This window comes from Legionella micdadei (genome assembly GCF_000953635.1).
In the GTDB taxonomy this organism is placed as follows: domain Bacteria; phylum Pseudomonadota; class Gammaproteobacteria; order Legionellales; family Legionellaceae; genus Tatlockia; species Tatlockia micdadei.
The window spans coordinates 1633644-1646154 of record NZ_LN614830.1; the positions used below are offsets into that span (position 1 = coordinate 1633644).

A 12511-nucleotide genomic window follows, 5' to 3' on the forward strand; every position below is an offset into this window, starting at 1 on the left:
TCAACATGCGAAATCATGTTTAAATCCATGTTCGGTCAACCGACTCAGCCTGCTAGTCTTAGAACCGAGAAGATAAAACTCCTCAGCCGATTGGTGCAGTGGTTGTTGGAGTTACGCCCAAACCTCTGCTTCCACGCCCTATGCGATTCATTATCTGCATCGCTGCTTCACGACGCATTTCGTAACTGATCTGCGCTTCCTCGAGATTAGATCCTAAGATTCTATCACTGTTCACTGTTAATTGTCGGGTTATATAAACGTGGCTTGAGGGAATAATAACTTCTCCTTTAGCTTTGACAAGAGTAAATTGCACATCGTAAATCAGTTGATATTGTCGAGGGGCAGTACTGGCTGCGACGCTGGTTATTTGTTGCTGGATTCCATCCGCTTCGATGATAAGCAGATAATCTGCTTGCGTCGGGTTGGGCACTACGCGAGCTTTATAGGATTCCAATTGATCTTTCAACATTGGCCCTAGGTCGCGATGAGCATTTTGGATAATAATTGCTATATTTTTGCCATTAAGCCAAGCGGGCAGTTGACTTAAACCACGTAAATGAAAGCCGCATCCAGTAAGTAAAGCGATAGCAGCAATAATGAAATAGCGTTTTAACATTAAGCTACTACCAAATTAATCAATTGACGGTGAATGACAACCACCGCTTTCTTAACGGTTTTATCGTTAATAAAAGAATGTGCATGCTGTTTGGCTAATTCGATAAGAGCATCTTCTGAAGCATCACTGGTGGTCGTAAATTCAGCCCTCAATTTACCATTGACTTGTACAACAAAAGTTAGCTCGTCTGTCTTTAATGCGCTTTTGTCAATCTTTGGCCATCCTGCGTCGATAATAATTTTATCAAAACCTAGCTGCAGCCACAGATAATGGCAAATATGGGGAGTAATGGGAGCCAAAAGACGGAGCAGGATACTCATTCCCGAGTGCAGGAAATATTTATCTTCTTCGGTCACAATTTCATAGGTGGACAGCTCATTAAATAATTTCATGCAACCAGATACGACCGTATTAAACTGATGCCGTTCATAATCAGCATTAGCTTGCGTTAAGATCTGGTGGGTGAGTAAGCGTGATTTTTTAAGGCGGCTTTCTGTGTTTTGCCAATCAATATGGCCATTTCCCCCAATAATTGCATCGTTAATATCAATTAGGGTTTGCTGATGTTGATAAGCAAATGACCAGATGCGTTTTAAAAAACGATGGGCACCTTCAACTCCAGCATCTGACCATTCCAGGGATTGATCAGGCGGTGCTGCGAACATGACGAACAAGCGTGCTGTATCTGCGCCATAAGTGTCGATCAAATGGTTAGGATCAACGACATTGCCCAAAGATTTTGACATTTTGTGTCCATCTTTAAGAACCATTCCTTGAGTCAATAATGCTTTAAAGGGCTCATCTGAATTCACTAAACCTTCATCCCGCATAAGTTTGTGGAAGAAACGGGCATAAAGTAAGTGCATGACGGCATGTTCTATGCCACCGATATATTGATCAACAGGAGTCCAGTATTTGGCTCGATCATCAAGCATAGCATTATCTTGGCCTTTACAAGCAAAACGAGCATAGTACCAGGAAGATTCGATGAATGTATCAAAGGTGTCTGTCTCGCGAGTGGCATCTTGGCCGCATTTAGGGCATTTCGTTTGCAGAAATTCACTGCAGTGAGCCAAAGGCGATCCACTTCCAGTGAATTCGATATTTTCCGGTAAAGTCACAGGCAAATCTTCTTCGGGTACAGGCACTATTCCGCATTCTTCGCAATGAATCATGGGAATAGGAGCTCCCCAATAACGTTGGCGGGAAATGCCCCAGTCACGCAGGCGATAGTTAATTGTTACTTTTCCGGCATCATTGATTTCAAGGTAACTGGCTATCTCTTTCATGGCATCCGCTGAGGATAAACCATCAAATTGCCCTGAGTTGATCAGCTCGCCTTGGGCAGTAAACGCCGCTGTTGAGTAATTGTGAGTGCTCCCGTCAACGGGTTTGATCACCTCCTTTAAAGGCAAACTATATTTGCGGGCAAACTCCCAATCCCGCTGATCATGAGCGGGTACCGACATCACCGCACCTGAGCCGTATTGCATCAAGACAAAATTAGCAATCCATACAGGTAATTCGTCTCCAGTAATGGGATGGATTGCTTTCATACCCGTATCGATGCCGCGTTTTTCCATGGTAGCAATATCTGCCTCAGCCATACGTACGCCTTGACAGCTGTCAAGGAACGTTTGAACCTCAGGTTTATGGCTTGCAGCCTCTTTCGCTAAGGGGTGATCAGGAGCTACTGCAAGGTATGTTGCTCCCATTAGCGTGTCTGCCCGAGTAGTATAGATTTTTAAGCGCTTGGGAAAACCAATAACCTTAAAGCTTATTTCGCAGCCCTCAGAGCGTCCAATCCAATTTCTTTGCATCTGCTTCACTTGGGCAGGCCATTCATCAAGGGTATCAAGATCATCTAGGAGTTCATCGGCATAGGCAGTGATTTTGATGAACCATTGAGGAATTTCGCGCCGCTCAACTAGAGCGCCAGAACGCCAACCGCGTCCATCCACAACTTGTTCATTGGCTAATACTGTCTGGTCGACTGGATCCCAGTTAACCACAGCATTTTTCTTATAAACTAAACCCTTTTCGTAAAGTTTAATGAAAAACCATTGTTCCCATCGGTAATAATCAGGATCGCAAGTGGCAAGCTCGCGTTTCCAGTCATAAGCATTGCCTAATCTTAAGAACTGCTCTTTCATTGAAGCAATGTTCTTTTTAGTCCATTCAGCAGGGTGAATGCCATGTTTAATTGCAGCATTTTCGGCGGGTAGGCCAAAAGCGTCCCAGCCAATAGGCTGCAGGACGTTTTTTCCTAAAGCACGGTGATAGCGGGCAATCACATCACCTAAGGTATAATTACGGACATGCCCCATATGCAAGGTTCCACTTGGGTAAGGGAACATGGATAAGCAGTAAAATTTTTCTCTATTTAAGTCTTCAGAGACGTTAAATGATTGTTTTTTAAGCCAATATTGCTGAGCTTGTTCTTCAACTTCTCGTGGTATATAGGTGTTATCCATAGTCATAATGTAAATCTCAGTGAGGCGGTAAGAATAACGCCTCTTGTGCTCTGCAGCAATAGTTTAAGTGTTTAGTTTTGATTTCTTAATGCGAAAACCAGTATAAATAAGTGTAATTAATGCACAAACCAGTAATATAGGTAAATTGCCAAAATAAACCCAAGGAGTCAAGCCAGTCGCAGAGAAAAGCTCAGCCTTTAAAATTCCTGCACTAAAAGCAGGCAAAGATGAGACAATTTCTCCCTTTGTGTTAATAATCGACGATAACCCATCGTTATTGGCAACAACTTGATAGCGCGCTGTCTCTAACGAGCGAACTTGAGCCATTTGCAAGTGTTGATACATGGCTAGGGAACGGCCGAACCACCCATCATCACTAATTGAAACAATCCACTCTGCTTTGGGTAGTTGGTGGCGTAATAAATCCCCAAAAGCCAATTCATAACATATTAAAGTGGCAACCGTATGTTTTTGTACTTTGACAAGGGGTTGATTTTTTTGTCCAGGTTTTAAATCAGCGTCAGGGATAGCTAACCAATTGCTAATCGCTTGCAATGGCCCAGGAATGTATTCGCCAAAAGGGACAAGGTGTTGCTTTAGGTATGAGCCTTTTGCCTGGCCTAAGGTTATCAAAGCATTAAAAAAATAATTTTCTTCCACTGAAGTGGGTTGAGGAATACCCAACATCACAGCGCTGCCGGCTTGCTTTGCACGCTCATGGATATCACTGAGAAAATTCTCAATGTAACTAGGCGGTAGAGGGATAGCTGATTCAGGCATCACGATCAACTTTGTTCCGAGTAATTTGTCAGTATCTTGTTTATAACGCTCTAATAATTGCCAAAATAAGTTTTCATCCCATTTATCCCGCATGGATAAATTGGCTTGAATTACCCCTACAGATATCGGTTCTGGGTTTTCCTTCGCCCAATTAAGAGGCTTTAACAACACTGGAGATAGAAGTAGTAAGACAAACGCAGCTAAGTAGATATACCGCTTAACTCCTGTTTGCTGCGTACTGGTGGTCAATAAAGTGGCTGCAAAACAGGTTAAAAACCCTACGCCTAATACACCTACTATAGGTAATAAATGTTTAATTGGCGCATCAAACTGACCAAACCCAATCAATAACCATGGAAACCCACTTAGGAAGGTTGAGCGGAAAAATTCAAATAAAATCCATAGCGAGCTAAACAATAAGCAAGAAAAGATTGTTGTTTTCTGATGGGTAAGTTTCCTATAAACGAAGGCCATGATTGCGGGAAATAGAGAAAGATAAAGCAGGAAAACAAGGGTAATAAAAGCGGAAATAAAGCTATTTAAATGACCATATTCGTGAATACTCACGTATATCCAGGAGGTGCCTAACCCAAAATAACCAAGGCCGAAAAAAAGTCCGTTTAAGAAAGCATGGCGGCTTTGCCCTCGGTTTAGTTGGGCATAAAAGAGGGCTAATCCTAGGATGGCAGCACCAGGGAAGTGGAACGGGGCAAAACTGAATGGCAGAAGTGAGCCGGATAGAAACGCACGTAAAAGATGGTTGTATTTTGCAGCTTTTGTTGAAATAACAGTCAGCTTGCTTACAGTACTTATCCGAGTCATTCTTATTTTTGTAATTAAAAGAATGGACGATAAAGGACTAATTTAAAAAGGTCAAGATTCTTACAAATAAAACACAAGTACTGGCTGCCACTTTTGATAAACCTACACCCTAAGTATATTCAAACACTACTTTTTTAGTGTACGATGACGATTCGTTTTACAATGGAGAAGGAATGTATGTATAACGTGATGATTACGGGCGCGGGAAAAATTGGAAGTTTGATTGCCTGTTTATTAGCGGATAGTGGCGATTATGAAGTCCATCTAGCTGATTTTGAGTTTGCAGGAACAGATGTGAAGCGATTACTGCAAGCGATGCCAGAAATTAAGACAGTTGCGCTCGATGTTAAAGATAAAGAATCCACACGAGCTTACTTATGTGAAAACAAAATCGTTGCTGTCATTTCAAGTCTTCCTTATTACCTCAATACGCATGTTGCCGAAGCGGCAAAAGCGGCAAAAGCTCACTATTTCGATCTAACCGAAGACACTTCTGTCACTGAGGCTGTGAAAGCAATTGCAAAAAATTCGGAAACTGCGTTTGTGCCCCAATGCGGCCTTGCCCCTGGTTTTATTAGTATTGCTGCAAACAGCTTAATGAAAGAATTCGAACAGTGCTATCACGCAAAGCTACGTGTGGGAGCCTTACCGCAGCGTGCTAACAATGCGCTCCAGTATTCTCTGACCTGGTCAACGGATGGGGTTATTAATGAATACGGTAATCCTTGCTATGGGATTGAAAACGGTAAACCCATCGTCCTTAAGCCTTTAGAAGGCCGAGAAGCGATTCAAATTGATGGGTGTGAATATGAAGCGTTTAATACTTCGGGTGGCTTAGGCAGTTTAGCTGAACTTTATCTAGGAAAAATTCAAACTTTAAATTATAAAACGATGCGATATCCAGGTCACTGTGAAAAAATGCGTCTTTTAATGAACGATCTAAAATTAAATGAAGATCGCGAAACCCTCAAGCGCATTCTCGAACGCGCAATACCTAAAACCTATCAAGATATCGTCATTGTCTATGTCACTGTGGAAGGTATTAAGCAGGGCGAACTCACTGAAAAGAGTTATGTTAAAAAAATATACCCAGAAGAAATTCGCGGTCTTGAATGGTCAGCAATTCAGGTCAGTACCGCTGCCGGTGTGTGTGCAGTCGTTGATTTAGTCATGGGGCAAGCGAACGAATACCATGGTCTGATTCTACAAGAGAATTTCCGCCTCGCTGATGTTCTGGCTAACCGGTTTGGCCGCCATTATGCTTAGGAGAAACTGATGGATTTATTAAAGCGTCTGAATATTAGTGAAATTAATCCGGGTGCATTCAGCGGATATGGCTGGCATAGCGAAACGGGCTCAAACCGCTTAGTTTCAGTTAACCCAGCCAATGGGGAAAAACTCGCTGAGATAGCTACCTGCTCAATGCAAGATTATCAGCACATTTTAGAATGTGCCCAGCAAGCTGCTTTAGCATGGAAGCAAGTGCCCGCGCCCAAACGTGGTGAAATTATCCGTCAAATTGGCGAAGCGTTGCGTGAACATAAAGATGCATTGGGTAGCTTAGTTTCCTTGGAAATGGGTAAATCAAAGCAAGAGGGTGATGGTGAAGTCCAAGAAATGATCGACATTGCTGATTTTGCCGTAGGACAATCCCGTATGCTTTATGGTAATACCATGCATTCTGAGCGGCCTAATCATCGTATGTATGAGCAATGGCATCCTTATGGAATCGTGGGAGTTATCTCTGCATTTAATTTCCCAGTCGCTGTTTGGTCATGGAATGCATTTATTGCTGCTATTTGTGGCAATGTCACTTTATGGAAGCCTTCTGCCAAGACACCACTCTGTGCAATCGCTGTCCAACATATTTGTAACCAAGTGCTGCAAAAAAACAATAGCCCGGAAATTTTCCCTCTGATTATTCCAAGTTCCCATGACATTGCGAATGAGATGGTCAATGATTCACGTATTCCGTTGATTTCATTTACAGGATCAACAGCAGTGGGCAGGCAAATAGCTGCCAAAGTAGCCGCCCGCCTTGGCAAGACTATCCTGGAGTTAGGCGGAAATAACGCAATTATCCTAGATGAATCCGCTGATTTGAATCTGGCAATTCCAGCAATTGTATTCGGTGCAGTGGGAACTGCAGGTCAACGGTGTACGTCAACGCGTCGGTTGTTTGTGCATGAAAACATGTATCGCAACGTGATTGAACGATTGCGACATGCTTATGAGCAAATCACCATTGGGGATCCGTTGGACAGTAAAAATTTAATGGGGCCTTTGATTGATCAGCAGGCAGTGACCCAGTTTAAAAATGCCGTTACCCGTATTAAAGACGCAGGTGGACAAATTGTGTTTGGCGGGCAAGTAATAAATAGGCCTGGATATTTTGTCCAGCCAACCTTAGTAACAGAAATAAAAAATGAATGGGAAATCGTGCAAGAAGAAACTTTTGCGCCTATCCTCTATGTGATGCCTTACCGTACACTAGAAGAAGCCGTTAACCTTCAAAACGGAGTTCCTCAAGGGTTATCTTCTGCTATGTTTACTCAAAATCTTAAGAGTGCGGAATATTTCTTAAGTGCTTTAGGTAGTGATTGCGGGATCGCCAATATCAATATCGGCACTTCTGGAGCAGAAATAGGCGGTGCATTTGGTGGTGAAAAAGAGACGGGCGGGGGCCGTGAGTCAGGATCCGATTCGTGGAAAGCCTACATGCGCCGCCAAACAAATACCATCAATTGGGGAAATGAGTTACCACTTGCCCAAGGTATACGTTTTAATTTGTCATAGGCGGGATATCCTTGCGATTAGGGCGAACTGCCATAGCCGCGAAAGTGGAATCTACTCTTCAAGTAGGTTGGCCGTTTGACCCAACATCAAGTGAATACTCTCTGAATGTTGGGTACGGTTTTCAACCCGCTTTATTGAATGGTCGTTAGGAGTAGGATGTCTTTCGAACATACTCGAGGGACAATGTTTATTCTCAACAAAGGACATGAATCATGCAGGAACCATTTCACATTAAAAAAGTCGCTGTATTAGGTGCTGGAGTAATGGGGGCACAAATTGCAGCGCACTGCGTGAATGCAGGAATTGAAACCTTGTTGTTTGATTTACCAGCTAAAGAAGGCTCACCGAATGAGCTAGTCAGTAAAGCAATTGCCAATCTTGGTAAGTTAAAGCCAGCACCCTTAGCCACTGCAGAAACCGCAAATTTTTTACAAGCAAAAAATTATGAACAAAATTTGGCTGATTTGGCTGATTGTGATCTGGTCATTGAAGCAATTGCAGAACGATTAGATTGGAAAGAAGACTTATATCGCCGTATTGCCCCTCATTTGAGTAAACACTGTATTTTAGTGAGCAATACTTCTGGGTTAAGTGTAAATCGACTTAGTACGGTACTGCCCGAAGCCCTTCGTGAGCACTTTTGTGGAGTTCATTTCTTTAACCCGCCACGCTATATGCACTTGGCTGAATTAATACCTGCAGAGACAACTGCTGCGCATTTAGTCGATAATTTGGAAGCCTGGTTAACCAGTTATCTGGGTAAAGGTGTTATTCGTGCTAAAGATACACCGAATTTCATTGCAAACCGCATTGGTGTGTTTTCTTTATTAGCGACTATCCATCACGCACAAGCAATGAAACTTGGTTTCGATGAGGTCGATGCCCTTACCGGCCCTTTACTTGGCCGTCCGAAGTCAGCCACATTTAGAACTATGGATGTGGTAGGCTTAGATACGATGCAACATGTGGTGCATACGATGGAAGAGCAGTTAAAAGATGATCCCTGGCACCCCCTGTTTAAATTGCCAAATTGGTTTACTCAACTGGTTAATGATGGGCATTTAGGCCAAAAAACAGGTCAAGGGATTTATCGTAAAGCAGGCAAAACCATTGAGGTCTATGACTTGGAATTAGGCAATTATCGTGCTGCAAAGGGTGAGGTTAGCCAAGAGCTTGCAGGAATCATGAAAACAACTGATCCTGTTGAGCGTATGCAGCAACTAATCGCTTCAAATGATAAACAAGCTAAATTTATAACAGCTTGCTACCGCGATCTCTTCCATTATTGTGCTTACCATTTGCAAGGGATTGCCAATAATGTTCGTGATGTTGATTTGGCCATTCGCTGGGGATTTGGTTGGCAGCAAGGGCCCTTTGAAACATGGCAGATTGCTGGTTTCACTGAAATGCTTGAAAGTATAAAAAATGCGATTTCCTCTAAAGAAAACCTAAGCCAAGCTATGTTGCCTGATTGGATAAGTGAAATCGATAGTTTTTATAACAAAGAAGGTGCGTATTCGCCACAAGAAAAAACACACAAAACGCGCAGCCGTTTACCTGTTTACCAACGACAATTTTTCCCTGATAAGGTCATAAAGGAGGGCAGCCACCCTAAAACGACTCTATTTGAAAATGAAGGGGTTCATTTATGGCATCTTAAAGATGATGTTGCAGTGCTTAATTTCAAATCAAAAGCAAACACAATAGGACAAGCGGTATTAGAAGGTCTTGAGATTGCTCTTGAAAAAGCAGAAAACACGTGCAAGGGTATGATTATTCATCAATCCGATATCGCAAATTTCAGTTCTGGAGCGGACTTACGTGGAATAGCTGAGTTGCTTAAAGCAAAAAGAATGGGCGCTGTGGATGAAATGATTAGCCAATTCCAGCGCATGGTGATGCGTCTAAAATACTCAACGATTCCAGTCGTCGCAGCACTTCGAGGTCGTGCTCTGGGGGGAGGTTGTGAATTGATGATGCATTGTGATTCGGTCGTTGCGGCTTTTGAATCTTATCCAGGGTTAGTCGAAATAGGGGTAGGGCTTCTACCTGCCGGTGGTGGCTGTAAGGAAGCAGCTATGCGTGCAGCATGTAAAGCGAAAAATGCAGACATCATGGTATTCATTCAACCGTATTTCCAACAAATTGCTACTGCTGCTGTTGCTGGATCAGCGCCTGAGGCAAAGCAATTTGGTTATTTGCGATCTCGAGATTTCTGGGTTATGAATGCAAATGAAGTTCTTTTTGCTGCTTTAGCTGAAGTTGAGAGACTACATGCTGCCAATTATCAACCACCGCTCAAAGCCCGTTTTAAAGTTGCTGGCCGCGAAGGACATGCTCGTTTGCAGGCGGGATTGGTCAACTGGCTCGAGGGAGGATTTATCTCTCAACATGATTATTTCCTTGCAAACCAAATCGCTCAAGTAATTTGTGGCGGCGAAGTTAATCAGGGTGAGCTAGTTGATGAAAAATGGATGCTTCATTTAGAGAAAAAGGCTTTCTTGACTTTAGCTGAAACCTCTTTATCCCAAGCACGCATTACTCATCTTTTAGAAACCGGCAAACCATTGCGCAACTAAGATAGGAGACTAGTTATGACAAATGTATACGTGGTTGATGTATTGCGTACTCCTGTTGGTAAAGCGCCAAGGGGGGTATTTAAGCATACAATGCCGGATGATTTGCTGGCTCATACGATAAAAACACTGATCAAACGTAACCAACAAGTCGATTGGCAGGCAATTGGTGATGTCGTGATTGGTTGTGCTATGCCTGAGGCAGAACAAGGTATGAATGTGGCACGGATAGCTTCTCTTCTTGCGGGTTTGCCCCAATCAGTACCTGCCATGACGATCAACCGTTTTTGCTCTTCGGGTGTGCAAAGTATTGCAACAGCCGCTGCTTCAATCAGCCGAGGAGATATGACTCTTGCTTTGGCAGGTGGAGTGGAATCCATGTCGATGGTGCCTTTGGGAGGCAACAAATACACTGCTAACCCGGAAATTTTTAATGATGAGCATGTCGCTATTGCTTATGGTATGGGGATTACAGCAGAAAATGTCGCTAAGCGATGGGAAATCACACGCGAACAACAAGATGAATTTGCTGCTGAAAGTCATCGACGTGCGGTTGCTGCCCAGCAACGTGGCGATTTTGAAGAAGAAATCAGTCCTATAGAAATTACTGTTCGCCATGCCAATCTTGAAACTTCGGAAGTAATAAGCAAAAAGCGAGTGATTTCTGCAGATGAAGGGCCACGTGCAGATACTTCTTATGAAGTGATTGCTCGCTTACGTCCCGTATTTGCAGCAAAAGGTACTGTTACTGCGGGTAATAGCTCACAAACGAGCGATGGTGCGGGAATTGCTTTATTGGCCTCGGAAGAAGCCCTTAAGCAATATGATTTACAGCCCATGGGACGATTACTGAGCTATGCAGTTGCAGGTGTGCCGCCAGAGATAATGGGTATTGGTCCAATTGAAGCTATTCCTCTTGCATTAAAGAAAGCAGGCTTAAAATTAGACCAATTAGATTGGATAGAGTTAAATGAAGCTTTTGCAGCACAAGCGCTTGCAGTGATTAAGACCGTGGATTTACCCCGAGAAAAGGTAAATCCTTTAGGTGGCGCTATCGCTTTAGGGCATCCATTAGGTGCCACTGGAGCAATTCGTACAGCAACTCTATTGCATGGTCTTCGCCGTACAAAAGGGCGCTACGGTATGGTAACAATGTGTATTGGTACTGGTATGGGGGCAGCGGCTATTTTTGAGGCGGTTTAACGTAGCCGCCTTAAAGCGCGTCAACCGCCACGTGAGGGAGTGGATAAGATGCAAGCGCTCTTGTATCCGCTTGCTTGCGTGGTTCGGGTTGTCAGGTATTCTTCATATCGAAGTGGTAAGGAAACCAGTTAGATGGGCAACTGCACAAGAACCTAAACCCTCCAACGAGTACCCACCTTCCAAAACCGACACAATACGCCCACCACAAAATTCATCCGCAATTGCTTTAATTTTTTCAGTTATCCATAGATAATCAGTATCGGTAAAAAGCAGGTTAGCCATATCATCATTAATATAAGCATCAAACCCAGCTGAGAAAAAAATCATCTCAGGCCGAAATTCTCTTATTTTATCAAACCATAATTGTGTGGTTTTTTGCCTAAATAATCCCCCCGTAGCCCCCGCGGGGAGAGGGATATTAATAATGTGCGAGCTTTTTGTGTCAGCACCACTGAAGGGGTAAAATGGATATTGGAATGAAGAACAAAATAAAACTCGCGGCTCATCCAGAAATATATCTTCTGTCCCGTTCCCATGGTGCACATCAAAATCAACAATAACAATACGCTTAAGTTTATATTGTTCGAGCGCATAAGCCACGGCTGCAGCGACGTTATTGAAGAAACAAAATCCCATTGCATAATCCCATCCGGCATGATGCCCTGGCGGTCGGACATTACAAAAGGCTTGGTTTACTTCGTTGTTTAAAACCAAATCAACACCCAAAAATGCTGCGCCCGCTGCCCGGAGTGCAGCGGTCAATGAATAGGGATTCATATAGACGTCGGGTGCATAAGTAATAAGCCCCTGGTCTGGAGAGGATCGAAATACGCTGTTGATATGATCCTTACAGTGCACACGTAATAAATCATGCCCTTTAGCCAGTGGGGCTTGATAAATTTTTAAAGTATGAACTAAATCACTTTGCTTTAGTGTGTCGTCTATTACCCGGATGCGAGCTGGTTGTTCAGGGTGACCAGGCCCCATGTTATGTAATAAACAATCTGGATGAGAAATAAGCGCAATTGTCATGGCTATTCATTGGGTTTTTAATGATGTTACTTATATTTTAGGATCTTTGCACACCTCTACGTAAATGAGTTAGAAAGCACGCGGCTGTTAGGAAATTTTGACAATCTAACCCGAGTTAACATTACCCTACAACATGACATGAAGTAAGAGGCTATGTTATCCTTCCGGCCTAGAATTTTCTTGTAAGTTAGGTCATCTGACCCCATGTAGGC

General features: G+C 43.2%; 8 protein-coding genes. 4 read left to right on the forward strand and 4 right to left on the reverse strand.

The annotated features are described in order from the left end of the window. Positions 1–82 precede the first annotated feature (82 nt). From LMI_RS07235 to lnt, 3 genes are all read right to left on the reverse strand, one after another. Entirely contained in the window at positions 83–616 is a 534-nt protein-coding gene (locus LMI_RS07235; RefSeq protein ID WP_045099194.1) for an LPS-assembly lipoprotein LptE, read from the reverse strand. Further along, positions 616–3090, reverse strand: coding sequence for a leucine--tRNA ligase (gene leuS, locus LMI_RS07240; RefSeq protein WP_045100636.1), 2475 nt, complete (start codon positions 3088–3090; stop codon positions 616–618). Before leuS ends, LMI_RS07235 begins: the two co-directional genes overlap by 1 nt. A 63-nt stretch (positions 3091–3153) precedes the next feature. Then, positions 3154–4692, reverse strand: a complete 1539-nt coding sequence (gene lnt, locus LMI_RS07245; protein ID WP_045099195.1) for an apolipoprotein N-acyltransferase — start codon at positions 4690–4692, stop codon at positions 3154–3156. A gap of 177 nt (positions 4693–4869) precedes the next feature. Between lnt and LMI_RS07250 the strand changes: the two genes are divergently transcribed. The 4 genes from LMI_RS07250 (at position 4870) to LMI_RS07265 (ending at position 11267) form a co-directional block, all read left to right on the forward strand. Continuing rightward, positions 4870–5958, forward strand: a complete 1089-nt coding sequence (locus LMI_RS07250) for a saccharopine dehydrogenase family protein (protein WP_045099196.1) — start codon at positions 4870–4872, stop codon at positions 5956–5958. A gap of 9 nt (positions 5959–5967) precedes the next feature. Beyond that, entirely contained in the window at positions 5968–7488 is a 1521-nt protein-coding gene (amaB, locus tag LMI_RS07255; RefSeq protein ID WP_045099197.1) for an L-piperidine-6-carboxylate dehydrogenase, read from the forward strand. Positions 7489–7700: 212 nt separating this feature from the next. Beyond that, a complete protein-coding gene (locus LMI_RS07260) occupies positions 7701–10067 on the forward strand; it encodes a 3-hydroxyacyl-CoA dehydrogenase/enoyl-CoA hydratase family protein (protein WP_045099198.1) in 2367 nt (788 codons plus the stop codon). Between the two features lie 15 nt (positions 10068–10082). Continuing rightward, positions 10083–11267 (forward strand): acetyl-CoA C-acyltransferase, encoded by a 1185-nt coding sequence (locus LMI_RS07265; RefSeq protein ID WP_045099199.1) that lies wholly within the window; start codon positions 10083–10085, stop codon positions 11265–11267. Between the two features lie 102 nt (positions 11268–11369). Here LMI_RS07265 and LMI_RS07270 read toward each other — a convergent pair whose 3' ends face one another. Beyond that, positions 11370–12299: a histone deacetylase family protein gene (locus tag LMI_RS07270; protein WP_045099200.1), complete on the reverse strand. Its 930-nt coding sequence runs from the start codon at positions 12297–12299 to the stop codon at positions 11370–11372. Positions 12300–12511: the final 212 nt, after the last annotated feature.